This window comes from Sphaerothrix gracilis Ecp01 (genome assembly GCF_030405905.1).
Lineage (GTDB): Bacteria > Cyanobacteriota > Cyanobacteriia > Phormidesmidales > Phormidesmidaceae > Sphaerothrix > Sphaerothrix gracilis.
The window spans coordinates 60,374-84,144 of record NZ_JASATW010000026.1; the positions used below are offsets into that span (position 1 = coordinate 60,374).

At 52.8% G+C, this 23,771-nt stretch carries 23 protein-coding genes and 1 pseudogene; 11 read left to right on the forward strand and 13 right to left on the reverse strand.

Features of this window, described 5'->3' with window-relative positions; translation table 11 throughout:
- Positions 1-12 precede the first annotated feature (12 nt).
- From yidC to QJQ48_RS22415, 5 genes are all read right to left on the reverse strand, one after another.
- On the reverse strand, positions 13-1,164 hold the full coding sequence (gene yidC / locus QJQ48_RS22395) for a membrane protein insertase YidC (RefSeq protein WP_346293473.1): 1,152 nt from the start codon (positions 1,162-1,164) through the stop codon (positions 13-15).
- Positions 1,165-1,392: 228 nt separating this feature from the next.
- Positions 1,393-1,785: a PH domain-containing protein gene (locus tag QJQ48_RS22400; RefSeq protein WP_346293474.1), complete on the reverse strand. Its 393-nt coding sequence runs from the start codon at positions 1,783-1,785 to the stop codon at positions 1,393-1,395.
- On the reverse strand, positions 1,785-2,144 hold the full coding sequence (gene rnpA, locus QJQ48_RS22405; protein ID WP_346293496.1) for a ribonuclease P protein component: 360 nt from the start codon (positions 2,142-2,144) through the stop codon (positions 1,785-1,787). Before rnpA ends, QJQ48_RS22400 begins: the two co-directional genes overlap by 1 nt.
- A 171-nt stretch (positions 2,145-2,315) precedes the next feature.
- The gene (gene rpmH, locus QJQ48_RS22410; protein WP_346293475.1) at positions 2,316-2,453 is read right to left on the reverse strand and encodes a 50S ribosomal protein L34; all 138 of its coding nucleotides are present in this window, start codon (positions 2,451-2,453) and stop codon (positions 2,316-2,318) included.
- Between the two features lie 40 nt (positions 2,454-2,493).
- The gene (locus QJQ48_RS22415) at positions 2,494-3,102 is read right to left on the reverse strand and encodes a DUF2808 domain-containing protein (RefSeq protein WP_346293476.1); all 609 of its coding nucleotides are present in this window, start codon (positions 3,100-3,102) and stop codon (positions 2,494-2,496) included.
- Positions 3,103-3,963: 861 nt separating this feature from the next.
- Between QJQ48_RS22415 and pntA the strand changes: the two genes are divergently transcribed.
- Positions 3,964-5,574, forward strand: a complete 1,611-nt coding sequence (gene pntA / locus QJQ48_RS22420; RefSeq protein ID WP_346293477.1) for a Re/Si-specific NAD(P)(+) transhydrogenase subunit alpha — start codon at positions 3,964-3,966, stop codon at positions 5,572-5,574.
- A gap of 60 nt (positions 5,575-5,634) precedes the next feature.
- Positions 5,635-7,071 carry a Re/Si-specific NAD(P)(+) transhydrogenase subunit beta gene (pntB, locus tag QJQ48_RS22425; RefSeq protein ID WP_346293478.1) on the forward strand — a complete coding sequence of 479 codons (1,437 nt, stop codon included), beginning with the start codon at positions 5,635-5,637 and terminating at the stop codon, positions 7,069-7,071.
- A gap of 48 nt (positions 7,072-7,119) precedes the next feature.
- On the opposite strand, the gene QJQ48_RS22430 is transcribed toward pntB, so the two are convergent.
- Positions 7,120-7,887 carry an SDR family NAD(P)-dependent oxidoreductase gene (locus QJQ48_RS22430; protein WP_346293479.1) on the reverse strand — a complete coding sequence of 256 codons (768 nt, stop codon included), beginning with the start codon at positions 7,885-7,887 and terminating at the stop codon, positions 7,120-7,122.
- Positions 7,888-7,976: 89 nt separating this feature from the next.
- Entirely contained in the window at positions 7,977-10,136 is a 2,160-nt protein-coding gene (locus tag QJQ48_RS22435) for an ATP-binding protein (RefSeq protein WP_346293480.1), read from the reverse strand.
- A gap of 425 nt (positions 10,137-10,561) precedes the next feature.
- On the opposite strand from QJQ48_RS22435, the gene QJQ48_RS22440 reads away from it, so the two are divergent.
- Together QJQ48_RS22440 and QJQ48_RS22445 are read left to right on the forward strand one after the other, a co-directional pair.
- Positions 10,562-11,137 carry a DUF3038 domain-containing protein gene (locus QJQ48_RS22440; RefSeq protein WP_346293481.1) on the forward strand — a complete coding sequence of 192 codons (576 nt, stop codon included), beginning with the start codon at positions 10,562-10,564 and terminating at the stop codon, positions 11,135-11,137.
- A gap of 13 nt (positions 11,138-11,150) precedes the next feature.
- Positions 11,151-12,380 (forward strand): DUF4335 domain-containing protein, encoded by a 1,230-nt coding sequence (locus tag QJQ48_RS22445; RefSeq protein WP_346293482.1) that lies wholly within the window; start codon positions 11,151-11,153, stop codon positions 12,378-12,380.
- Between the two features lie 87 nt (positions 12,381-12,467).
- Here the strand turns inward: QJQ48_RS22445 and QJQ48_RS22450 are convergent, their stop codons facing one another.
- From QJQ48_RS22450 to QJQ48_RS22460, 3 genes are read right to left on the reverse strand one after another with little or no spacing between them, the layout of a single operon-like run.
- On the reverse strand, positions 12,468-12,917 hold the full coding sequence (locus QJQ48_RS22450) for a ferredoxin (RefSeq protein ID WP_346293483.1): 450 nt from the start codon (positions 12,915-12,917) through the stop codon (positions 12,468-12,470).
- Positions 12,918-12,951: 34 nt separating this feature from the next.
- Positions 12,952-13,344 (reverse strand): DUF1257 domain-containing protein, encoded by a 393-nt coding sequence (locus QJQ48_RS22455; protein ID WP_346293484.1) that lies wholly within the window; start codon positions 13,342-13,344, stop codon positions 12,952-12,954.
- Between the two features lie 52 nt (positions 13,345-13,396).
- The gene (locus QJQ48_RS22460; RefSeq protein ID WP_346293485.1) at positions 13,397-13,612 is read right to left on the reverse strand and encodes a DUF2997 domain-containing protein; all 216 of its coding nucleotides are present in this window, start codon (positions 13,610-13,612) and stop codon (positions 13,397-13,399) included.
- Positions 13,613-14,135: 523 nt separating this feature from the next.
- Here QJQ48_RS22460 and QJQ48_RS22465 point away from each other — a divergent pair.
- The gene (locus tag QJQ48_RS22465; protein ID WP_346293486.1) at positions 14,136-14,600 is read left to right on the forward strand and encodes a nitrate reductase associated protein; all 465 of its coding nucleotides are present in this window, start codon (positions 14,136-14,138) and stop codon (positions 14,598-14,600) included.
- Between the two features lie 15 nt (positions 14,601-14,615).
- Here QJQ48_RS22465 and QJQ48_RS22470 read toward each other — a convergent pair whose 3' ends face one another.
- Positions 14,616-15,893 (reverse strand): cyclic nucleotide-binding domain-containing protein, encoded by a 1,278-nt coding sequence (locus tag QJQ48_RS22470; protein ID WP_346293487.1) that lies wholly within the window; start codon positions 15,891-15,893, stop codon positions 14,616-14,618.
- A 119-nt stretch (positions 15,894-16,012) separates the two neighbouring features.
- On the opposite strand from QJQ48_RS22470, the gene QJQ48_RS22475 reads away from it, so the two are divergent.
- From QJQ48_RS22475 to QJQ48_RS22490, 4 genes are all read left to right on the forward strand, one after another.
- Entirely contained in the window at positions 16,013-16,561 is a 549-nt protein-coding gene (locus tag QJQ48_RS22475; RefSeq protein ID WP_346293488.1) for a hypothetical protein, read from the forward strand.
- Between the two features lie 93 nt (positions 16,562-16,654).
- Positions 16,655-17,443 (forward strand): EI24 domain-containing protein, encoded by a 789-nt coding sequence (locus QJQ48_RS22480; protein WP_346293489.1) that lies wholly within the window; start codon positions 16,655-16,657, stop codon positions 17,441-17,443.
- 74 nt (positions 17,444-17,517) lie between these two features.
- Positions 17,518-18,288 carry an imidazole glycerol phosphate synthase subunit HisF gene (hisF, locus tag QJQ48_RS22485; RefSeq protein WP_346293490.1) on the forward strand — a complete coding sequence of 257 codons (771 nt, stop codon included), beginning with the start codon at positions 17,518-17,520 and terminating at the stop codon, positions 18,286-18,288.
- Between the two features lie 207 nt (positions 18,289-18,495).
- A complete protein-coding gene (locus QJQ48_RS22490; RefSeq protein WP_346293491.1) occupies positions 18,496-18,777 on the forward strand; it encodes a hypothetical protein in 282 nt (93 codons plus the stop codon).
- A gap of 53 nt (positions 18,778-18,830) precedes the next feature.
- On the opposite strand, the gene QJQ48_RS22495 is transcribed toward QJQ48_RS22490, so the two are convergent.
- Complete coding sequence (locus tag QJQ48_RS22495) at positions 18,831-19,661, reverse strand: peptidoglycan-binding protein (protein ID WP_346293492.1); 831 nt, start codon at positions 19,659-19,661, stop codon at positions 18,831-18,833.
- A gap of 157 nt (positions 19,662-19,818) precedes the next feature.
- Between QJQ48_RS22495 and QJQ48_RS22500 the strand changes: the two genes are divergently transcribed.
- On the forward strand, positions 19,819-20,712 hold the full coding sequence (locus QJQ48_RS22500; RefSeq protein ID WP_346293493.1) for an ADP-ribosylglycohydrolase family protein: 894 nt from the start codon (positions 19,819-19,821) through the stop codon (positions 20,710-20,712).
- Between the two features lie 261 nt (positions 20,713-20,973).
- Positions 20,974-23,532, forward strand: a complete 2,559-nt coding sequence (locus QJQ48_RS22505) for an HD family phosphohydrolase (protein ID WP_346293494.1) — start codon at positions 20,974-20,976, stop codon at positions 23,530-23,532.
- Positions 23,533-23,626: 94 nt separating this feature from the next.
- On the opposite strand, the pseudogene QJQ48_RS22510 reads toward QJQ48_RS22505, so the two are convergent.
- Positions 23,627-23,771, reverse strand: a pseudogene (locus QJQ48_RS22510) (IS701 family transposase); the annotation flags it as partial.

Consider the following 23,771-nt stretch of genomic DNA (forward strand, 5'->3'; position numbering starts at 1 on the left):
GCTAACCGCAAATTATGAGGAGGCTTTCTTTTTAGAGCGCTTCGGCTCAAAGGGGAGTGTCTGACGATCTTCATCAGCCGTTGCCTTGGCAGATTCAGCATCTACAATCTTTTGTAGATTTTCTGGCAAAGGCTCGCGGGACAAAATGAAGGTCTGTAGGGTTTGGAACAGGTTGGCAATCACCATATACATCAAAACGCCTGCAGGTAGGGGGAAAAACAGGAACATGCCGGAGAAAATCAGCGGCGTGAACTTGTTGACTGCGTTTTGCTGGGGATTAGCCGCATCGGAGCCTTGGCCAGAAAGTACTTGGTTCAGGTATAAGCTGATGCCAAAGAACAGCACCATGCCCAGAATATCCCAGTGAATTTCGCCGTCATCTCCGGTAACCCCTACCCGGCCCAGAGCCTCAATGAACAAAAAGCCCCGGTTAGCGGCTAGGCCCGGTACCGTCACCTGCAAAGTTGCTTCACCGGGCTGTAGTGCTTCAATATTGCCGTCCTGATCGATGTTTATGAGCTCAGAACCTTTAGTGATTTCCCAGTTGGGCGTCACGTCTTGACCGTCATCAAATTCGTTGATTAACGACTGTAGTGACTTGCCATCGGTGGTCTGAAGGCGAATAGCTGTCTTTTCTCCCTCAACTAGCTTATTGCCGCCGGGAACAACCGCCGCTACCGGAAAGTGAGTGCCATCTGCGATGTAGATGTTTTTCGGTGAAGTCGCAAAAGCTTGGGGCTGAATCTGCTCAATCTTCTCTTGGGGAAAAATTTGCAGATTCACGCTATAGCTAATATCGGCAAATGGTGATCCCCGCAGGGTGGCAAATAACGCAAATAAGATGGGCATTTGCAAGAGGACTGGAAAACACCCGGCTAGAGGATTGCCAAATTCTTTATAAACCTGGCTCATTTCCTCCTGCATTTTGGTGGGGTTATCTTTGTAGCGCTCCTGAATTTCCTTAACCCGCTTCTGCATCAAAGGCTGGGCTACCTTCATGCGACGCATATTGCGGATAGAGCCTGCGTTTAGCGGATAAAGCGCAAAGCGAATGACTAGGGTTAGCGCCACAATCGCTAAACCATAGCTCGGCACAATCCCGTAAAAAAAGTCCAGGATTGGCAACATGATGTTGTTAGAGAGAAAGCCAATGCCAAAGTCCATGCGCTCTGTGCCTAAATGTCTGGGCTGTAAAAACGATCCTTTCAGATTATCTATGTTAAACCATTAGCCCGCCTGCTTTGGGTCGCAAGCGACTGCAGCTAACAGCTCCTATAGAACTAGCCTACTAAGAGCTTTTTCATCTTATCAGCTCAGTCTGCTTTCCAGCGGCAGCGGTGCTTTCTCTCATAGGCGGTATTATTTTGACTAGATTGCCGCAGCTACGCTGGACTAGCTGCCAATGCCGCCGCTGACTGCCCGCGCCTTATCAGAAATTTTGCTGCTGATGTAATCGTAAAGCTCCCGGAATTTGGGAACGGCTCTAAGTTCGAGGCGGCTGCCATCTTTCAGGGTTACAACCATGTCGCCCCAGGCACCGAACCCTCGCGGCACAGTGACGACTTTGGCGACTTCGGAGTAAACAATGTCAGAGCGCTCGCGGCCCATCCAGCCGCCAATGACTGAAATGCGGCGGTTAGTAATGCGATAGCGCAGCCAGAGGGCTCGCACAATGGCTCCAACCGTCAGCGGAATACAGATCACCGTAAAGCCCAGCAGAATGTTGATAATCAAATCGCCTATGTGGGGGCCGCCTTCATAAAAGACGTCTTCTTTAATAGCCATTAGTGAGTTACCTCAAGCTTTTTTAACGTATCCTCTAATTCTCTCAAAAATTGACTATATTCGCATTCCACTGCGCTAGAACGAGCGGTAATCACAATCCACCAGCCGTCTGAGATCTGGGGGATAAGCTGCTGTAGCGCCGCTGCGATCTGGCGCTTGATGCGGTTACGAATGACGGCCCGCTTGCTGACCTTCTGGCTAATTGAGATGCCGATGCGAGTAGGAGCCGCAGCCACGTCGCCGCGCTCAAGCTTGAGTCCCCGCACAGACAGATGGGGCGAAAAACAGCGATCGCCGTGGCGGTAAACCGCCTGAAATTCTTTGCGGTGCTTGAGTCGATGCTGCTTGGGCAAAGCCACGGGCAGAGATGAACGTAAAGATGACGGGGGAGAAATTGAAAACCGCGATCGCTGGAGACGCGGCCTAAGCAAAATGGGGTCAGGCAGACTGCCAAACCCCACTTTCACTGCTGCAGGAAACTTTCAGGCCGTAGAGCGCGTGGTCGATTGCTCTTTGCAAAAGCAGTCGGACTAAACGGCCAGTCGCGCCCGCCCTCGTCGCCGCCGCGCTTTGATAACCTGCTGTCCGGTTTTGGTCCGCATTCTGGCTCGAAAGCCAGAAGTCCGCTTGCGCTTACGATTAGTGCCACCCAGAGTGCGCTTGGTCATAGCCTATATTCCTTGAAAAATTCAGCAGTTTTCTATCTTATCATCTCTGCCAGGGGCGATCGGCAGCAGCCTCAACTTGCCAAGTGCCAATATAGCGACGCACAACGTCTCCCTGATACAGCACTCTTAGATTGAAGCGATGCATTCCATAGCGACGAGGGTTGCGCACGTCTAGCAGCGCCACGACAAACTCGGTATCGGCTGGAATAATCTCCTGCGTGTAGATCTCCAACCGATGACTTTCCTCATCCCAGACTACGCTGTCTAAGGGAATGACTTCACCCTGACGTCCGCCACGAGAGCTGTCAATCCGAATTTCAATATTTTCTGGATTTAGGGTGGCCCCATTTGGGCTGCGGGTAAATGCTTCTGGATAGCTAATTTCAATTTCGCTGATGCCGCGCTCTACTTTGTTGCTATCTACCTGCAGGTAGTAGCGGGCATCGCGATTGCGTGGGGTATTGTTATCGATGACGTAGCCCAGACGAAAATCTGGGTCAACTCCGCCGAAAATAGTAAAACCGGGTAGCGTACTGCTGCTTTGGGCCTGACCTGAAGGGGTGAAAATTCCAGACCAAGCTCCGGCGATCGCCAGCCCAGAACACATCAGACCGGCAAAGAAACGAGCTTTAGAACGGTTGAAAGCCATAACAATTGCACTCCTCGTATGTGCGTATCTGAAACCTGATCGGGTCAGCAGGCTGTTGGCAGTTACAAAACTTCAACATTATACATTGACTCTTACAGGTTTCCAGACAGTTGCGTATAAACACCAAACCTGTGTGACGCAGCCTGGTGACTAAAAGTGCCAAGCCACTATTCTCTATCATACTCATCCCTCATTGTCTCTCCCGGGTGAGATCCAGCTTTAGAAGCTTCAGCTCAGATTTTTTTGCTCAATAGGGTCGCTGCCTCAAAGATATGTCGCCGCTTGGGATAGATGTTTTGTTAATTTTGGTATCAAAAACTTTCGGCTCTTAATGTTCAAGGCCGCTGATTTATATTTTCTGAAATGTTCTGAAATATATAGAAAACATATTGCTGGTTTGTGACATGACTATATATAGTTTTTTCTCGTTTGAGCGTAGTTGAACCGCTTTCGTAGATTAAGGTTTAGACTACGTTTGATAGAGTGAAAACACAGCCGGAAATATGAACTCGGATATAAAGCAAGGCTAAAGAAGCCCGCTATCTTCAAAAGGGTGCTTTAGTATGCGAAAGAGCAAAGCGCAAAGCAGGTGTTTTGAGGAATCTCTATCGAAAACGGCTACGGTTGTGTCTGATTAGAATCGCTGGCTTTTTTGAGTTGGAGAAAGCTTCTGACGCATTTTAGCTATTGCCCACAGGCTGTTGACTAGGTTTCTTTTAGCCAGTTCTTGGCGGAAGTGGCTGAAGGAATTGATATCTGCTAACCCCGTGTATTTGTCTCCAGATGGAGGCTGGGCACAGGTTGTTTTAGAGGCTGCACGAATTCGCGGTGGCTGTTCATTTCTTGAGATAGGAAATATTCATGACGATTGCTATAGACAAAGAAACTCAGTCTGCAAAAGAACAGGCAACCGCCCCTAGAAAAGTCGGGGTGCCTAAAGAGGTGTTTCCCGGCGAAGCTCGGGTGGCGGTAACGCCTGAAACGGCTAAAAAACTGCAGAAATTGGGCTTTGAGGTCATCGTGCAGACCGGTGCGGGTGCAGCCGCAAGCTTTAGTGATGCGGCTTATCAGCAGGCAGGCTGTCAGATCTACTCAGATGTGCGATCGCTCTGGACGGACGCTGAAATCGTACTCAAAGTGCGCCCGCCGGAAGCCCATCCGGATCTAGGCGTTCACGAAGCCGAGCTGCTGCATGAAGGAAGCACTCTAATCAGTTTTCTGTGGCCAGCGCAAAATACAGCGCTGGTAGAGCAGCTAGCAGCCCGTAAAGCAACCGCTTTGGCGATGGACTCTGTGCCGCGAATCACGCGGGCTCAAAAGATGGATGCTCTCAGCTCAATGGCAAACATTGCGGGCTATCGGGCTGTCATTGAAGCGGCTAACCATTTCGATCGCTTTTTTACCGGCCAAATTACGGCTGCGGGTAAAGTGCCGCCCTGCAAGGTATTGGTGATTGGTGCAGGCGTTGCGGGTCTTTCAGCCTTGGGTACTGCGCGGGGCTTAGGGGCCGTCGTTAGAGCCTTTGATACGCGCCCGGTGGTGAAGGAGCAGGTGCAGAGCATGGGCGCTGAGTTTCTAGAGCTAGATTTTGAGGAAGATGGTTCTGGCTCTGGCGGCTATGCCAAGGTGATGAGCAAAGAGTTTATTGAGGCCGAGATGGCGCTGTTTGCCCAGCAGGCCCAAGAAGTAGACATCATCATTACCACGGCCCTGATCCCCGGTAAAAAAGCGCCGCTGCTGATCACTCAGGCGATGGTGGAGAGCATGAAGCCGGGGTCAGTGGTAGTAGACATGGCGGCGGAACAGGGAGGCAACTGCGAAGTGACTCGCCCCGGTGAAGTCTATCAGTACCACGGTGTCACAATTGTCGGCCTCACCGATTTTCCCAGCCGCATGGCCAGCCAGTCGAGCCAGCTATACGGCACGAACCTGTATCATCTGCTCAGCGACATGGGCGGCTCTGAAAACTATCAGGTGGACTTTGATGATGAAGTGGTGCGCGGTGCGCTGGTTACCCACGAGGGGGAAGTTACCTGGCCTGCTCCGCGTCCAGCTGCGCCTGCTCCCCAGCCTGCCGCGCCTCCCAAAGAAACCGCCGCTACCGTAGAAGTAGATAAGCCTGCGCCCAAGCGATCGCTGGCTTGGCTCTGGCCTACCCTAGCGGGCCTAGCCCTGCTGGGGGTAGGGGTGGGAGCGCCTTCTTCCTTCTTGTCTCACTTCACCGTATTCGTGCTGGCCTGCTTCGTTGGCTGGCAGATCATTTGGAACGTGGCCCCAGCGCTGCACACTCCTTTGATGAGCGTTACCAATGCCATCAGCGGCATCATCATTATTGGCGGTATGCTGCAAATTTCTGGCGAACTCAGTTCTCCCACGACAATTTTGGGCGCGATCGCCATTTTAGTTGGCACCATCAACATTGCCGGTGGTTTCTTGGTCACCCAGCGGATGCTCAAGATGTTCCGCAAGTAGGCTCCTGACCGCTTTTAGCCTTACGTTTCCATTCATTTGCTGATTCGGACTTAATTGAAAATGTCTCAGAACTTAGTAACGGTCGCCTACGTGGCGGCAAGTGCCCTGTTTATTTTGAGCCTGGGCGGACTTTCTAACCAGGAAACCGCCCGTCGGGGTAATCTCTACGGTATTGCAGGCATGGCGATCGCCTTTGTGGCTACAGCCCTGAGCGCTCAGGTGACAGGCTATGTCACCCTCAGCGCCATGATTGTCCCCGGCGTCATAATCGGCGCGGTTTTGGCCTCTCGCGTGGCTATGACCTCCATGCCCGAACTAGTCGCTATCCTGCACAGCTTTGTGGGTCTAGCCGCAGTCCTGGTGGGGATCGCCAACTACCTACAGCCTGATCCAACCCTGCTAGGGGTAGAAGAAACCATCCACAAAATTGAGATTTACATCGGCGTCTTTATTGGCGCGATCACCTTTACGGGATCAATTGTGGCCTTTGGAAAGCTGCGGGCTATTCTCAGCAGCAAGCCGCTGGCTCTGCCGGGTCGCCACCTGTTGAATATTGCCATGCTGGTGGCGGTAATTGGTCTGGGTATTCCCTTCATGCAGGCAGAGGGGGCGGCTGGGCTAACGCCGCTACTGATCACGACGGCGATCGCGGCGGTACTGGGGTTGCATCTAGTCCTGGCAATTGGCGGGGCCGATATGCCCGTGGTGATCTCCATGCTGAACAGCTATTCGGGCTGGGCAGCGGCGGCAGCGGGCTTCATGCTCTCCAATGATTTGCTAATCATCACCGGGGCGCTGGTGGGCAGCAGCGGTGCCATTCTGAGCTACATCATGTGCAAAGCCATGAACCGCTCTTTCTTCAGCGTTATTTTGGGTGGATTTGGGGCTGGCAGCAGCAGCAAAGGGGCAGTTGCTCAGGCTCCCGGTGGTAAGGCTACTTCCATTGATGTAGAAGAAACAGTCGAGCTGCTAGATCAAGCCAGCAGCGTCATCATTGTGCCGGGCTATGGCATGGCGGTGGCTCAGGCCCAGCACGCGGTTTCTGAGATTACGCAGCTCTTGCGCAAGCAGGGCAAACAGGTGCGCTTTGGTATTCACCCGGTAGCGGGACGTCTGCCAGGTCACATGAATGTGTTACTGGCTGAGGCCAATGTGCCCTATGACATTGTGTTGGAGATGGACGAGATTAACGAAGATTTTCCTGAAACCGATGTCGTGCTGGTAATTGGCGCAAATGACACGGTGAACCCTAGCGCGGCTGAAGATCCGGCTAGCCCCATTGCTGGGATGCCCGTCCTCGAAGTTTGGAAGGCGCGGCATGTTGTCGTCATGAAGCGGAGCCTTTCTAGCGGCTATGCCGGGGTAGATAATCCGCTGTTCTACAAAGAGAATACGCAGATGCTCTTTGGCGATGCTAAAACCAACGTCAATGCGGTGCTAGGCAAGCTAGTTGAAACGGAAACGCCTGCGTCAGCTAAGGTGTTAGCAACGGCTTAGACCACAGGCTTCAAGAGGGTAGGAGCTATGGGCTAGTGCGATTAGCTCCTACCAGGGCAGACGGCTGCCATCCCAAGAAAAGAATTCGCCGCTGTCAGCTTCATCAAGCTGCATCATCACGCTGATTAGCTGCGTCACTGTCCGCTCGACGGAAAATAGTTTGTCCGGTGGCACGTTATTTTGAAAAGGCTGAGATAGCTTCGTGTCTGTGGTACCGGGATGCAGCACGGACAAAATTGTTTTGGGGCTTTTGCGGCTATATTCAATAGCCGCAGTTTTCATAAACATGTTGAGAGCTGCTTTAGACGCCCGGTAGCCGTACCAGCCGCCGAGCCGATTATCACCAATACTGCCGATCTTGGCTGAGATGGCCGCAAATAGGCTGCGATCGCCATGTTGAAGCAGAGGCAGCAGTTGCTTAGCGAGCAAAATAGTGGGCAGGCTATTGACCTGAAAATAACGCAGAAGCTGGTCAGGATCAATTTGTCGCAGCGCTTTTTCTGGCTTCAAATCGCCTTCGTGCAAAATCCCGACGCAGTTGATCACCCAGTGTAGCTTTGGCGTCTGCTGCTGTATGTGTTGGATCCCCGCAATAATTTGTTCTTCTTGGGTAACGTCAACCTGCAGCAGTTTGAGGCGATCGCTCTTGGCGGCCAAAGCCATCAGACCCGCTGCCGTTTCTGAGCGACGATAGGTAGCGTAGAGGGTTTGCACTTTTGTCTGCGCGAGAAGCTGATTGACAAAGCCCAGCCCAATCCCCTGACTGGCCCCGACGACGAGCGCATTAACTGACCCTAGCGGCTCAAAAAGTTCCACAAACTCTTTCCCGAACGATAGTTAATTGTAACTAATTGTAAAGATAACCTAAGTTCGAGAGTAGATTGTTGGTGGTCAAAACTGTATTTTTAGCCAAGCTTGGCCAGCGGGCTAGAAGGCAATTTTTTCAGGGGGATTTGAACAAAAAAGGTTGTCCCTTCGCCCAAAACTGACTCGAAATAAAGCTGTCCCTGGTGGTGTTGGGTCACAATCTGATGGCTGATGGCCAGGCCGAGTCCGGTGCCTTCCCCTACCTCCTTAGTCGTGAAGAAGGGATCAAACAGCTTATCGCCAATGTCAGCCTTGATGCCTGAACCATTGTCTGAAATCGAAATCAGGACTTTATCGGAGGCCGTGATTGCCGTCGTGATTGTAATCGTAGGCTGAGCATTGTCTTGGCAGCGTCGCTGGTCTAAAGCATCAATAGCGTTGCCGAGCAGATTCATAAACACCTGGTTGAGCTGCCCTGCATAGCATTCCACTAATGGAATCTGACCGTATTGCTTGATGACCTGAATCTTCGGCTGGGAGGGCTTAGCCCGCAGGCGATTTTGCAGCAGTTTTAGCGTGCTGTCAATGCCCTGATGAATATCAATTGCTTTGACGGCTGATTTATCTAAGTGGGAAAAGGTGCGGAGCGACTGAATAATTTCATAAATGCGCTCTGAGCCTACCTGCATGGAATCTAGCAGGCGGTGAATGTCCTCGACCAGAAAAGGCAAATCAATTGACTCGGTCTTGGCCTGAATAGAGGTTTCTGGCTGGGGATAAATTTGCTGATATAGAGTGAGCAGAGCAAGCAGATCGTTAACGTATTCTCTGGCATAAGGAATATTGCCGTAGATAAAGCTGACGGGATTGTTAATTTCATGAGCGAGTCCCGCCACCATCTGGCCCAGGCTAGACATCTTCTCAGTTTGGATCAGCTGAGTTTGAGTTTCGCGTAAATGACTGAGTGCCTGAGAAAGTTCTTTAGTCCGCCGCCGCACCCGATTTTCTAGCTCGGCGTTGCTCAGTTCTAATTCTTGGTTTGCTTTCTCCAAGGCAATAAAAGAGTCTTGAAGCTGCTGTCCCATTTGATTAAAAGAAGCGGCCAGGGTGTTGAGTTCGGCCACGGCTGAATTTTCGGCAACTGTCTGCTTCAGATTGCCCGAAGCGATCGCCTGAGATGCCTGATTGAGCCGTAAAATAGGCCGGACAATCCAGCGAGAAGTGACAATTCCCAATAGCGTAGCGACCCCCAAAGCTGCCAAGCATAGCAAAATGGTGGTCTGAGTGTTGCGCCGAATCTGGCCCATAAAGTCGGCTTCTGGCACTGTCACCACCACCAGCCAATCAAGTCCCTGATCGCTGCGCCAGGGAGAGATTTGCACAAACTGCTTTTTGCCTTCAATGTCAAAGCTGATTTGCTGGACTGTCTGAATTTGACCTAGATCAGCAAAGCTTGCGGTCAGGTATTGGGCTGTAGCTTGAATTAAGGGATTTTGGCTGCGCGCCGCCGATAGGCGCTGGGGCGTTCCGTCAATCACTTCATAAGGCATTTCGTCAGCAGAGCTGCCAATCAGCAGACCGTCGCGCTCGATGATGAATACCTGCCCGGAGGGGCTGACACGCAGATTTTGTAAAAAATTGCTGACATGGGCTAGATGCTGCTCGGCTGCCAGAACGGCAATGCGATTGTTAGCGTCATCGTAGATGGGATGAGCATAGGCGATCGCTAAGTTGTAGGGTTCCACCAGCCAGTTATAGACCGGACTCCAAGTGGCTCCCTCTTTCTGAATGGCTGCAACATACCAGTCTTCATCTTTGGGATCGAAGGGGCCACCGTCGGCGATAATTTCAGTTCGATTTCCCTGCTGGTTAGTTTCCCAAAACAAGACGTGATTGCTACCGTCTTGAGTTTGAGGAGAGACAAGGTCAAAGGTAATGGGATTGTTGTCAAAAGAGCCTGCTGCCGTATAGTTGCCGTTCTCGAATCCCACCAGGATGTAGTTAATATTAAATGCCTGTAACTGCTGCCACAGGAATTGCTCTAGCTGACTTTGATTTTGTAAACTGACGCCATCAACTTGAATAGCGTTGACGCTGGTTTGCGTCACCACATAGGGAATATCCAAATAGCTATCAAGATGCTGGTCAATGCGATCGCCCACCTCTTTGCGTAGCTGTGAGGCCAGCTCATTAACCGCCTGACGGCCATTGCGCAGGGACAAGTAGCCTGTCAAACCGACGGCTGCAAATATCTGCATCACAAAGGGAACTACCAGGATTAAGCTTAAAGGAATGTGCCGCAACTGCCTTTTAGTCTGCTTTGCAAATCGGTTAGACTTTGAACGACTTAGGGACACAGGCGGTGACACAGCTTTACCACTCATAGAATTCAGAAAAATCCAGCTAACATTAGCTTGCCCGGATGGCGACAGGATGTATTCCTACTGGCTGAATTGTAGTGTAGATATTGATGGGGAGCCGAAAACGACTATGTACACTATTCATGCCGCTACGGCTACAGCCGCAAGATTTAAGGACTAATTTGTTAATAGGTCTGTAGGTCAAATGTCCGTTGGGGGTTCAGTGCGGCTTAATCAAGCTACACCCAAAGGGAGTTTCAGAAATGGTAACTGTTCGTGTCAGGCTAAGATCAATCACCTAAGCTAAGGGTGTGGTGTGAATTGTGGATGCTTCGGCTGCTGACAATACATTATTTTCTCAGTCGTCTGCTTTAGCTCAGCTAGATGACATTAAAGCCCAGCTTGATTTGATTTTGCTGGCTTTAGAAGCGCTGTCTGGCTTAGGCTCTGAAGCCGTCTTAGCGGCGGCTCAGTCGCTGGGCTTTGCCTCGCTAATATCTGATCGGGTAAATCTCTGGCGTCTGCGACAGTCAAGCCCTTTGCGTAAAGGCCAAGGTCGCAAAAAGCTAGATATTGAGGAAGCTAAAGCCCTAGTAATGGTGATTTGCCATCTTGCCCAGCAGCAGCAGCAGGCAATTCGTCAGGCGATCGCCAAGCTGGAGGAATCAACTGAGAAGAAACAGCCGCCTTATCAGGTGGCTATTCTAGGTAATTATCTTGATGCCTTTAGCAACAGCTATCAGGAGCGGATGGAGATGGACCCGGCGTTGCCGATGTCGGCACTGGAACAGCTAGCTCTAAGGCTTTTGGTTGATCTTTTGTTCTATAGCTCCCCCAAGGGCGATCGCCGCCTTTGGCTAGCGCTACTGGAGCGATCGCAGCGACAGGAACAAATATAGTCAAGTTGTAGTTATGACACTTTCCTCTCAGGCTATCAGTCGGCGCTATGTCTCTGAAACCTGGGTTTTAGAGATCGCAGGCAAAACGTCGGCGCTTTCCACCTGGAGCGATCGCCTAACCGTTGAAAAATTGCGCTTTCGGCTCATCCGACAGTCCTGGGCCCCCTCTGCTCAAGCACAAATTAAAGGCAGCCAGTCTCAGCTTGTAGCCCTAGCGGCGGCAGTCGAGAGCTACGTGCAGTCGCGGCTGACAATGGTAGCCGCTGTGACGCCAGCAGCCGAGGCCGAAACGTTGAGTCCCAGAGAGCCACCTCAGGAAAACATCTCCTTGGTAAGCCAAGGGCTAACCCAGCATCGCCTGCAGCTTAACCCGCTGCCAGGGCAGCCTATAGATTGGATCCTCAGCACCCTAGAACTGGCTGATTTGGCTACGGTGTTGGAGCACTTTGCCACCGAGATAGCGATTGTTCCTGCGGTTGCCCACCCGCCTTCCCGACGACGACGATTTAGCTACATGGGAATAGCTGCCGCTAGCACAATTGCCGCTGTCGGTGTCGCTGCCCTACTGCACCAGTCGCAGCCTGCCTTCCAAACGGCCCAGACCTCTGGGGACGAAGCGGCTGAAATTATGTCAGAGCCAAATTTAGAAAACCTGGAGTCGGCGGTGCCGGAGACGGCTCAAGCAGGCGATCGCGCACCTATTAGACCGCTGCCCGCCGATCCGACCGTCAGCCCTACCGTACCGTCTGCCACAGGTGCTGCTCCGGTACCTGCCCCAAATAATGCCGCTCCTCCCGTCTCGCCAAGACAGGCAAAGCAGCCTCCTAGTTCCCCCTCAGCAACTCCCCCCAGTGCAGCCTCAGACCCGGCAGGGACGAGTCCCTCAATAGCAGCGGATGAGGCGGCTGAAGCACCCGCAGCCAGCGCTCCAGCGGAGCTTTCCCGCAGTCGCCCTAGCCCAGAAGCGATCGCTGCGCCGCCGCAGCTAGGGGAGGTACAGCAGTATCTAGAAACTATTTGGCAGCCGCCCGACAATTTGACCGAGACTTTAGTTTACGACTGGGTGCTAGCCGCTGATGGCACCGTGAGCGAAATCAATCCGGTGGATGAAGCTGCCGCTGCTTACCGCGATCGCCTGGTGCCGCAGCGGGATTATCCTGTCTTTTCGCCGCTGAATCAGGAAAGTCTGACTATCCGGGTCACGCTGACGCCTTCAGGCGAGGTAACCACTGCGCTGCCCTAAACCTAAAATCAGGCCACAAAAATAGGAGCGTCATAGCGGCGCTCCTAGCTAAAATAATTCTGCTTTAACCAAAAGGATGGCTGGGCCTTAAGGCGACTGTTTACGCCGCCGGCTTTTTTCCTTCAGCCGTCGCCGCCGCGCGGCTGAAACGGCTTTATCTGCCGGAAAGCCAACGACGGGCATGACCTGATAGCGGCGATCGGCTTCCAACTGCTGCACTTCGGTATAGTCCATCCAGTGGATGCAGTCTACCGGACAGGTATCAATCGCTTCCTGAACTAGCTCGTCTGGATCACCATCTTGGCGAACCACACGGGCCCGGCCATAGTCCGGTTCGATATAAAAAGTATTACGAGCAACGTGGGCACAGTTTTTACAGCCAATGCAGGTTAACTCATCGACATAAACGCCCCTTTGCCGCACCGCACCGCCCAGTTCTGGTTCCAAACCGGAGCGTACGGCGCGATCGCGCAAAGGACCCCCTAGTTCTGGCTCCAGTCCTGTTTGATTATCCTGAGACTGATTGAACTGATTCACAAGCAAGGCTGCTATGACGACAGCTTGAACGACCTTATGCGCTCCAGCGCTGCAGGACTAAGCGAATAGAACCGTCCGCCTGCTCCTGCTGCTCAGCAACTTGAAACCCTTGCTGATTGGTTTCGGTCAGCACTGTATGGTAGGCGTAGCGCTGGGTTACCTGATTGAGGAAACCATCTACAGACAGGGGTTGCTGCCAATACTGCAGGTCAGCCACCAGTTCGTAGTCGCTGGTTTCAGGATTGCGGCGAAAGCCGATGTCATAGCCGTTGTCCTGCTCAATCACGACTTCTGCCGTCTGCGTTTGACCCTGATAGCCTCGGACGGGTTGAGGACCAGTTTTCCAAGAGGCTCCTACATCAGAGAGAGCTGCCTGTAAAGAAGTCAGGTTACGGATCTTCGTTTTGATTTGGCTAAAGTGAGACATGATGGTTAATACGCAAAAACTAAACAGACTACTTTCTATAGAGAGTGTCGAGTTACCACTGGCTGAAAGAAACTTGGGCTTCAGACGCAGCTTCAACGGTTTGCCGCTGGGCCTGAGCGTAATATTCAGAGGTTTGCTGCTGACTGAGTACTTGACCTAACTTTTCCTCAATTGCGGCTGTAACTTCAGCACAAGAGGAGCCTACGATGCCGGTGACCATTTCCTTGACCCGACCATCAGGATAGATGACAAATTCCAGCGTTTCCATCAAGCCCTAACCTCTGAATTCTTTAGATGAAACTATCAATGCCTGCGAGCAGAATCTCGACGCTTTATCGCCCAGGATGAGCCCGAATTTGAGTAAAGTACTGCTAACTTTTCTTCAAACTTTGTCTTGAAAATGGTTAAAAAAGTTATGGATTTTATTATCCTAATGAGCGATCGCTTTAATCGTTCGTTTAGTTTCGCGCAACTTTTCTTCCTAGTCAAGAATAGTAAACTTTGTAAACTTCTTTGCTCTACCGCTGGTTAGATTTGGTAGGCTGCCTTCTCTATAGGCGTTTGAGCGCTTCCCCTTTTCCTGAAGAACTCCGAGTGACTCTCAATATTATTAGTCCCTCAGCTCTCACTAGTAATATAACTTAATCTTTCCTGCTCAAAGTGATCGTATTGGCCATAGCTAATCTGTGGCTGAGTTATGAAACTCAGCAGACCTGGTTTGACTGCGATCGCCGTTGAAGTTTCCTGCCTCCAAACACTTGCCTAATCAAACAGTTTTGTCAGAGATGCGTATGCCCGTGGAAGAATCTGCCTTTTTTGCCTTTGAGTCTGATTTTGTTGAATCGCTGCGCTGTATTCCCATGCAGGTGCGCATGAAGCTGGATATGTGCGGTGTCAAGCTGAAGCTGACCCACTGGCACCAGTTCAGCGCTGCCGAGCGGCGATCGCTGACGCAGCAGCCCTGCTCTACCCCCATTGAGATTGCCGACTATCGGCAGCAGCTCCAGCAGCTCGTTACTCACTACAACGGTGCGCCTGCCAAAGATTTGCCAATAGATCCCCAGCCCGCCTGGCTAGCGGCGCAGGTTCCAGAGTCGGTTCAGGCTCAGGCTGCTAGCGTTAAAGCAGAAATCTCGGCGCAGCAGTGGCAGGATCTCAGCCCATCCCAGCGCTTTGCTCTGATCAAGCTCAGCCGCCCCAGCCATGAAAACCGCAACTTTGTACCCGCCCTCAAAGAGTTTGGCTTGGTGCCGTAGCTTGAACGCCATAGCTTACAGGGAAGGGGAAGCTACCCAAACGCCCATCAGAAATCCGGTAATCGTAGAGAAGGTGACCGAGCCACCGCCTAGCTCATAGGCTTCTGGCATCATGGTGCTGGCTAGCATCGCTAGGATAGCTCCACCCGCAATAGACTGAGCGATGGCAATCACCAGGTTAGAAGCAACGCTGCTAAGCAAGCTGCCCAACAGGGCCATGAGGCCGCTTAGCACGACTGCCCCAATCCACAGCGTTAAAATCCGGCCTACTGAGGTTCCGGCCTGTCGCATCCCCGTCGAGCTAGAGAGCGCTTCTGGAATATTAGAAATAAAGACGGCCATCAAGAACGAACCGCCCATTTCGTAGCTATTTGCCGTTAGCCCCAGCACCGCTGACTCTGGAATATTGTCAATCAAAGTGCCCACCAAAATGGCGAGGGGGGCAGTGTTTTTGGTGAGCTGCAGCAGCATGGCCTGCTGCTCTGGCAGGGGCAGGTCAATCTCAACGCTGTCTAAGACCTGTCGCCGCCAGGTGCCATCTGTTTCGAGGCTGCGCAGCGTAGTCTGTGTCGTATCTCGCAGTCGCCTCGCTAAAATGCGGCTGAGACCACTGGCTAGCTGAGGCGATCGCTCCAGCATGGCGTCAAAATCGACCTTGTCTAGCTCATATAGCTCCATTGACGTTCCAGCAACGACGCTGGCCGATCGCTCCTCGCCGGTCAGCAGCGCCATCTCACCGAACATCTCGCCGGGACCAAGCAGCGCTAAAAGCTGCTGACCTTTAATAATCTGCGCCTCGCCCGTGACAATCAAAAACAGCGCATCTCCCGGTGCTCCCTCTTGACAGATGAGGGTGCCGGCTTCTACTGAAAGCGGTTTGAGCAGCGGAATAATTGCCTGCATCTCTGCTGGAGAGAGGGTATGCAAAATTTCTACGTGGGAAATGCGATCGAGAATTTCTGAGGTTTCTTCTTGCCGCTGATGGTATAGAAAGCGACGAGAGGAGGAAGGATGGCGCAGAAAGCCGCCCTGCTGGTCGATGTAGCTGATGACGGCGGTGAAGAGAGTGCCCCCAATCAAAAAGCCCACCAGCAGGGGCCAAAAACCGCTGAGTTGGTAAACTGGCAGCGAAATGTCGAAGGCGATCGCCGATAGCAGCGTGCCGCTGCCAAAGGCCATAATGGCTGCCGAAAATACCCGGCTAGGCTGCCAGTAGGCTCCAAGCAGGCCGCCGATCAGTAGGCTAGAAGCGCCTAGTAGCCCCTGTAGCAGAGCGTTGAATGCAACTGGCATGAAAGCTCCTATTCTCCCCCTTATTTTCTCACGGAAGCGCAGCCCTCGGTATACTCAAACCAGGATTGCTGCTGACAGTTTTCTCTATCTCCTATCCCATTACGAAGATGCGACCTGCCATGAAAGGATCTTCCCGTCGCCGCCGCACTCGTCTGCCTCAAGCGACCCTCAAAAAACAGATTCCTTGGGGATTACTTATTCTGTGCGGCTTGCTCTATGGCTTTGTCGGTTTATTTTTGGCGGCGTTTCCAGCGCCCTACTGGATTTGGATTTTGGCCTTGGTGGGTACCCTGCTGCAGGCGATCGCCTTAGCCGGGCCGATGTCTTTGGGGCAGTTTCGCTGGTGGCCTGCTAATTCGCTGGCGGGGCTGGCTATTTTGGGGATGGGTTTGGTGGTAGTGGCTTTAGCAATTGCGATGAACTATGGCGGCACCATTGATTTAGAAAGAATAACGCCTGCGGGGGAAGCCCTCAATGTCTTTAAAGTTGGGATAGTAGCAGTGGTGACCGCAGCTCTCAGCTCCATCATGACGACTCTTTTAGGCGATCGCCTGCTGCAGCTCTTTAAGCGGGGCGCTACGATGCTGATTGTTGCTGGTGTTTCAGTGTTGGGGCTTGGCATTGGCGGTCTGATTGGTTTAGCCTTTATTGCTAGTCAAACTGCCTAAAAAATTGGGGTTTATGGCGTCGCTTTCACCGAATGGAGCCGGACTTTGGTTTAGCCTTTATTGCTAGTCAAACTGCCTAAAAAATTGGGGTTTATGGCGTCGCTTTCACCGAATGGAGCCGGACTGGGGGGATTGTTCATTGGGGCTGCTTATCCTTTGCGGGCGCTGCGGCTGCTGCAGCGACACCCTGAACTGCGCCCTTATGTCATTTGGCCGATTGTCATTAATTTGCTGCTGGGCATTTCTTTGTACGCCAGCCTATTTTGGTTTGGCCTACGGCGGCTCGATGCCTACATAGAGAGCTACTTGGCAACCTTGCCTAGCTGGCTGGCCTTGATTGAGTACGGCATTCAAGCTTTGCTGTTGCTGCTGTTGCTTGTCGTAACGGGGCTGGTGCTGCTGCAGTTTGGCAGTCTGCTGGGCTCCCCTTTCTATGGCAAGCTTTCTGAAGAATTAGAAGTGCTGAAGACCGGGCAGCGACCGACGGAGCTGCCATTGACGCCGCTGGGCATTCTCCGCGATCTGGGCCGAGCCGTTATGTTTGAGCTGAAGAAAATTCTGCTGGCGATCGCGGTTGGCGGTGTCTTACTGCTCTGCAATTTGGCTCCGGGACTGGGAACCCTAGTCGCCAGTTTAGGAGGAATTACCCTAGCCGTTGTCCTGGTCTGTCTAGACTTTTTAGATCCGCCTTTAGAGCGGCGACGGCTGGGCTTCCGCGTCAAGCTGAGGCTGATTCTGCAAACGCTGCCTGCTAGCGCTAGCTTTGGCCTGCTCTGTCTGGGCTTAGTCAGTCTGCCACTAATAAATCTGCTGGCGATTCCCCTCTGTATCACCGCGGGCACGCTATTTTTTTGCGATCGCATCTACTCTAGACAGCACTAATCTGCAAAAGTGCGGCTATTCTTGGTCAGGAAGTAGCCCATAATAGAGCGTGTGCAAGTGGGACTGAAGAGAGTATGCTGGCAAAACGGATTTTGCCCTGCCTAGATGTGAAGGCAGGCCGCGTAGTGAAGGGGGTTAACTTCGTCAACCTGAAAGACGCAGGAGATCCGGTAGAGCTAGCTAAAATTTACGATCAGGCCGGAGCCGATGAGCTGGTCTTTCTCGACATCACGGCGACCCATGAAGATCGAGATATCATTTTTGACGTGGTTTACCAGACGGCGGAGCAGGTGTTCATTCCGCTGACCGTCGGCGGCGGTATCCAAAACTTAGAAACGATTAAAAAATTGTTAAGGGCAGGGGCCGATAAGGTAAGCCTCAATTCGGCAGCAGTACGCAATCCTGATTTGATTAATCAGGCCAGCGATCGCTTTGGTGCCCAGTGTATCGTCATTGCCATTGATGCCCGCCGTCGCCCTGATTCTCAGCCGCCCGGGTGGGATGTATATGTCCGGGGAGGACGCGAAAATACGGGATTAGATGCGGTGGCCTGGGCGCAGGAAGTGGTGCGGCGGGGAGCTGGGGAACTGCTGATCACCAGTATGGATGCTGATGGCACCCAAGCAGGCTATGACCTGACCCTTACCCAGGCGATCGCCTCGACCGTTGATGTCCCTGTCATTGCCTCAGGCGGTGCCGGCACCTGTCAGCACATTTATGAAGCATTGACTACGGGTAAAGCTGAGGCGGCTCTTCTCGCATCCCTGCTACATTACGGCCAGCTCAGCGTGTCTGAAATCAAAGCCTATCTGGCTGAGCATCAGATTCCGACCCGGTTGATTTAGGCGCTATTAGCGGCAGCTCTCACTTTTGTAAGAAGTTTATATCCAGCGAAAAATTAAGCCCCTGGGCTGGCTTAAAACGGTGTTCCAAACTGGACGACAACTTTACTTTTCTTAGGTTTTCTTAAGCATTGAGGCAGCAGTTTTCTTAAAAACTGTTAAGATATTTAATGTAGAAACGCTTTCGGAAGCGTCTAATCATAGCTGCTTATGCTGCTTCTTATTTTGGCTATTGTGATAGGGCTGGTAGCCTGGGCGCTACAGCTCATGGAAAAGGCAATTGAAGGCCAAGAATTTTCCTTAATGTTGGCTGGCTTTTTGGTAGCCTCTACTGCCGCTGCTATGATGGGCGTCTACTTTTTGATGGGCAACTACGTCCTATTTGTAACGCAGGCAGCCCATGCTTCCGATCGGGTGGAAATTTCTCAGGTGGATAGTTCCAGCTCAATTCCTTCCTGGCTAGTTGAGGCCGAGTGGAAGTCGCTGCCCTGAGCGTCAGCCTGATGAGAGTTCGTTAAAGCATTTCAAAAGCATTAAAGCCTTTCTCAGCGCAGCAAAGCGCTCCAAGTGGCTGCACCCACAATGCCATCTGGGGTAAGCCGGTACTGCCGCTGGGCCTGCTGGACAGCCTGCTCCGTTGCTGGGCCGAAGATGCCATCAATAGCTCCCCTGTAGAATCCCAATGCCTGTAGCCGCTGCTGTAGTCTGGCCACAGCAGGCCCATACATGCCCTGCTTCAGGACGGGCAGTTCAACAGGGGGATTGGTATTGGTTCTAGCTGGCGTAGGCTCAGCGGGGGCTGGCGAGTCTGAAGCTGACTCTGAAGTGGCAGGCGGCTCAGATGATGTCTCTGCGGCGGCTGTTGGTGAAGCTGCGGTTGTGGCAACAGGGGAAGCTTCAGCGGGGCCAGTCGCAGGGGTATCGGTGGGGTTAGTAGCGACAGGGGTAGCTTCTGCTGTTGCTCCCACGGCTTGATCTGAGCTGGTAGCAGGGGGATTGTCAGCGCTGGGTGGGCTAGGCAGCAATCGATTCCAGGTTGCGGGTCCCACAATGCCATCAACAGAGAGATCTGCTGCCTGTTGAAACTGAGCTACAGCTGTCTGAGTCTCTTCGCCATAGCGACCGCTCACCTCGCCACTGTAATAGCCCAAAAGCTTCAGCAGTGCCTGTAGCTCAGTGACGGGGGTGCCCTCGCTGTTGAGTCGCAGCGTGGGTCTAGCGGCGCGCTGCTGGGTCGCAGAAATTGGCTCAGTGGGGGGACTGGCTGTCTCTGTCTGCTCCGGCGACTGGGCCATAGCTGGCGCTATGATTACGCCCAGGGCGATCGCACTGCCAGAGAGCAGCCGCACCCACTGCAGGCGGAATCGAGTAGACATAGCCGAATAGCTTCTAGAATTCAAAGGACGATTTGCTGAAATCATGGATCAAGCGTCTTTAAACCTATCAAAACACAGCCGTTAGGATGAACAACGCCTTGCATCCCGCTGACGTCTAGGCCAATACTGAAGAAGATGCTGAAGCTAAGCATACTCTATGAAATCTGCGTTATTAAACCAATTTCGGGGAGTTCTTTGGGGACTGGCGCTGGCAGACTGGCGTCGGCTCAAAAGTAATGGTGCTCAGTCATCGCTGCCATTGACCGTTTCACCTTGGCTGCAGCAGCTAACAGCATTGGCCTCAGCAGAAACCAGCCAAGCCCTAGCTGATGCTCTAGAGAGCGATTGTATCAACATATCGACCGCTCCATTGGCGATCGCCCTAGCCCAAATGCCTAGACTGCTGCTCCTACACCAGCACTCAGCCAGGCTTCAGTCTCTAGCTCAGTCGCTAACGGCTGTCAGACAGCCAGTGACAAACGAGACTTTAACCCTTTGCTGGCTGACGTCTGCAGTTTTAGATCTGGCCCTGCAGGATCAGCTGAGCTCAGCTGCTTCCCTGCAGCTCGACTTGGCCTCGCTTCAACCTCCGGATTTTCCCCTGGTCGCCTCAGGCCAGCAGCCAGTCTGGCAGGGACTTTTATCCAGACTAGAGCCAGCCTGCCAGCAGCCTACCGGACTTCAGGCTTGGCAGAGCCAGTTAGAAACGCTGGAGACGCCGCTTCAGTTCCAGCCTTTCTGGTTAGCGCTGTACATTGTGCTGACTACGCCCCATGACTATGGGCTAGCCATTGAGCGCAGCTTACGGGCGATCGCCCAGCCTGACTTAACGGCGGCGCTGGTTGGGGCGTGGTTGGGGGCTAAATTAGGTCAGTCAGGACTACCGTTGGCCTGGCAGTCTGATTTCAGTCGGGCCGCTGGCTCCGGTAGTGTCCCCCTATCGGCGCTACAGATACAGACTCTAGCCGATCGCCTGTTTGCTCGCTGGTGCGGTATCAGCGGCTGGCGGGTCGGCAACGGGGGGCCACTCCCTGCGATCGCCCTGCCATAGTTTCCCTTATGTTGAGAGCGATGGCCGGATTCCCGTGCCCAAGCGCGTGAGAACGCAAACTAAACTAGAGTTAGGCTAAAGTTGCTGATGGGTTTTTCCCTTAAGCTTTCAGTAGGGATCGTGATGATTCCCCCATTTCTGGAACGATGCCGGATAAATTTCTAGTAAATCTTGATACCTCTAGCGGGGAGCAGACAGTGACTACCCTTAAAGTTGGGTGGCAAAGATCAGCGTTAAACTAGCGAGAGCCTTGGTGGAGTCATGAAATTGCTCCGACAGCTAATTAATCAAGTTGATCGACAGTGGCAGTTGGCCCTTGGAAAGACGCCTAAGCAATCGCTTTCCGGATTTCTGAAACAAACGCCTCAAGCTGCCAAAAACTACGGTCAGGTGCTCAAGCTGCTGACGGCCCCCAATGCCACTGCTGCTGACGTTGTTTCTAGAACAGCGGCTCGCCGCATTGCCGCGCGGCGACGCTATAAGCGCAAACAAGGCGGCCATCCTCGCGTAGCTTTCGCCCTAGCCGTTATTTCACTAACGGTTGTGTTTGGACAAAGGTTTTACGATCAGCCACAGCTCCAGGTAGGTACGCAGTCGCCGCAGACTTTTATCGCCCCCAGCGCTGCTAACGTTATCAACGAGCAGGCTACTGCCGAAAGAGAGCGAGATGCTCGTAATGGTGCCCTGCCGGTCTTGATGATCAACCAGGATGCCACGACGGCAGCCCTCAAAACGCTGGATGGTTTGCTCGCTACAGGCAGTCAGCTACGAGAACAGACTGGCCGACTTCCCTTTGTGCCTACCCACATTTTATCTACGGCTACTCAGCGCTATATTCGCCGGGCTGATAGGGCAGAGTGGCAAGCTTTTTGGCGGCTATTTCAGCAAACTAATTCACTCCCGTCAGCTAGTACGGCTATCACCGCACCCAATCTGCAGCCTCTAGAGACTCAAAGCGATCGCCTATCGCCGATACAGCAGCAGGCATTCCGGGAACTGCTTACTTACAAACAGCGGGCCACCGTTCCGGAAGTAAGTGCTTTAGAAACCACGATTGAACGGGCCAGAGAGAGCTATCAGCAGGTTCTAGCCGACTTGCAAAATCGTTCAAAGCAGGAAGCAGCACCAGAATCGGCATTCGCCTTTTCCGAAAATTTGCTAGATCTCTCAGACCCAGAGTGGCGATCGCTGCAGCGCTTAGTTCGCCAGGTAGGAGAGCGAATGCTGAGGCAGGGTATTGCTCCAGGACTACCGGATGAGCTGATAGAAAATGCGATTCGTCTTCAGGTCGGCAATAGTTTGCCCTTAGAGACAGAAACAATAGCGACGCAAATTTTAATGGCTTCTTTGTCACCTAATCTGGTCACTGACTTAGAGCAAACGCGGATTCAGGCCGAGCAGGTGGCGCAGAATGTGGATCCGGTGACGGTGCCTATTGATGCGGGTGAAGTGATTGTGCGCGAGGGCGAACCGATTACTCAGGACGACTTCGTTTTACTAGATCATTTTCAGCTTAGCCGTCGTCGCTTCAACTGGCTGGGCCTGATTGGCTTCGGCCTTCTGGTCGGGGGAGGCGTTTCCGTTTTTGTCTTGGTTGAACGCTTCTCTTCTTCGGGACTGCGGCGGCGAGACTATGGCCTGATTATGTTAGTGTCCGTAAGTTCGGCTGGGCTGATTGCCGTTGGGTTCCCGGCGGTTAGCTTGCCCGCTGTTGGCTTACTGATTGGCAGCTTTTATGGTGCCGCCCTGGGGGGGACTGTTGTGGGTTTAATTGCCGTTATGCTGCCTATTGGCACGGGGTTAGGCAATATCCCACTGGTAGCTAGCGCTGCAGGGGCTTTAGTGGGTGCGCTGGTGGCGGCCCGCCTGCGATCGCGCGAAGAGCTGGCTCTGCTAGGCGGCGTGGTTGGCATAACCCAGGGCCTTGTCTTCTTAGTGCTAACCCTAATGCTCAGCCCCGTTTCCAGCGTAGTTTGGATTAATATCCTCTCGGCTTCAGGGCTACAGGCGCTCTACGGCATTGCCTGGAGTATTGTTGCGATTGGCCTCAGTCCCTACCTAGAGCACCTATTCGATTTAGTAACGCCCATTCGCCTGGCCGAGCTAGCGAATCCCAACCGTCCTCTGCTCAAGCGCCTGGCTGCCAACGCTCCCGGCACGTTTCAGCACACCGTATTTGTGGCTTCGCTAGCAGAGGCGGCGGCGCGAGCGTTGGGCTGTAACGTTGAGCTAGTGAGAGCGGGCACTCTCTATCACGATATTGGCAAGATGCACGACCCCCAGGGCTTTATTGAAAATCAGATGGGCGGCGTCAATAAGCATGATGAAATTGACGATCCTTGGCAAAGCGTCGATATCATCAGAAAACATGTCACCAAGGGGATTGAAATGGCCCGCAAGCACCGCTTACCCCAGGCGATTGAAGCCTTTATTCCCGAACATCAGGGGACGATGCTAATTAGCTATTTTTATCACCAGGCTAAAGAGCGGGCCCAGACTAATGCCGCCGCTGAGCCGCCAGAATCGGACTTTCGCTATGTTGGGCCGATTCCCCAGTCGCCAGAAACGGGCATTGTCATGCTGGCCGATTCCTGTGAGGCGGCGCTGCGATCGCTGAAAGAGGCCACGCCAGAAGAAGCCTTGTCTATGGTCAACAAAATTCTCCGCGCCCGCTGGCGAGACGGTCAGCTGGTAGACTCTTGCCTCAGCCGCGAGAATATGGCGGTAATTGCCGATATTTTTGTGCAGGTGTGGCAGCAGTATAATCACAAGCGAATTGCCTATCCGAAAGGAGCGCTCAATCTGGCTCCCGGCAAGTAAGCAAAGCTCTGCTCCTAAACTGGCTGCTAGCGCTGCGGACGAGCGCCTAATTTTTACAGGACTTACGCATTGACAAAATCGACAAAACTAAGATTCAAGCGGTCCTACCCATCAGAGGTGCTTGAAGTATGAACTGGCGAGCGACGTCCTGATAGAGATGACGTTGGAGCTCATACCAATTGCCTAACTGCTGGTGCCAGACTTGCAACTCCAACTCGACAAAGGCCCGTAGGGCGCAG

Coding starts and splice junctions, on each gene's coding strand:
- pntA (WP_346293477.1), top strand. CDS start 3,964: ATGACGATTGCTATAGACAAAGAAACTCAGTCTGCAAAAGAACAGGCA.
- QJQ48_RS22415 (WP_346293476.1), bottom strand. CDS start 3,102: ATGGCTTTCAACCGTTCTAAAGCTCGTTTCTTTGCCGGTCTGATGTGT.
- QJQ48_RS22445 (WP_346293482.1), top strand. CDS start 11,151: ATGACACTTTCCTCTCAGGCTATCAGTCGGCGCTATGTCTCTGAAACC.
- yidC (WP_346293473.1), bottom strand. CDS start 1,164: ATGGACTTTGGCATTGGCTTTCTCTCTAACAACATCATGTTGCCAATC.
- QJQ48_RS22505 (WP_346293494.1), top strand. CDS start 20,974: ATGAAATTGCTCCGACAGCTAATTAATCAAGTTGATCGACAGTGGCAG.
- QJQ48_RS22475 (WP_346293488.1), top strand. CDS start 16,013: ATGAAAGGATCTTCCCGTCGCCGCCGCACTCGTCTGCCTCAAGCGACC.
- QJQ48_RS22455 (WP_346293484.1), bottom strand. CDS start 13,344: ATGTCTCACTTTAGCCAAATCAAAACGAAGATCCGTAACCTGACTTCT.
- QJQ48_RS22490 (WP_346293491.1), top strand. CDS start 18,496: ATGCTGCTTCTTATTTTGGCTATTGTGATAGGGCTGGTAGCCTGGGCG.
- pntB (WP_346293478.1), top strand. CDS start 5,635: ATGTCTCAGAACTTAGTAACGGTCGCCTACGTGGCGGCAAGTGCCCTG.
- QJQ48_RS22500 (WP_346293493.1), top strand. CDS start 19,819: ATGAAATCTGCGTTATTAAACCAATTTCGGGGAGTTCTTTGGGGACTG.
- QJQ48_RS22465 (WP_346293486.1), top strand. CDS start 14,136: ATGCCCGTGGAAGAATCTGCCTTTTTTGCCTTTGAGTCTGATTTTGTT.
- QJQ48_RS22495 (WP_346293492.1), bottom strand. CDS start 19,661: ATGTCTACTCGATTCCGCCTGCAGTGGGTGCGGCTGCTCTCTGGCAGT.
- QJQ48_RS22435 (WP_346293480.1), bottom strand. CDS start 10,136: ATGCAGATATTTGCAGCCGTCGGTTTGACAGGCTACTTGTCCCTGCGC.
- QJQ48_RS22400 (WP_346293474.1), bottom strand. CDS start 1,785: ATGGCTATTAAAGAAGACGTCTTTTATGAAGGCGGCCCCCACATAGGC.
- QJQ48_RS22470 (WP_346293487.1), bottom strand. CDS start 15,893: ATGCCAGTTGCATTCAACGCTCTGCTACAGGGGCTACTAGGCGCTTCT.
- hisF (WP_346293490.1), top strand. CDS start 17,518: ATGCTGGCAAAACGGATTTTGCCCTGCCTAGATGTGAAGGCAGGCCGC.
- QJQ48_RS22480 (WP_346293489.1), top strand. CDS start 16,655: ATGGCGTCGCTTTCACCGAATGGAGCCGGACTGGGGGGATTGTTCATT.
- QJQ48_RS22460 (WP_346293485.1), bottom strand. CDS start 13,612: ATGGAAACGCTGGAATTTGTCATCTATCCTGATGGTCGGGTCAAGGAA.
- rpmH (WP_346293475.1), bottom strand. CDS start 2,453: ATGACCAAGCGCACTCTGGGTGGCACTAATCGTAAGCGCAAGCGGACT.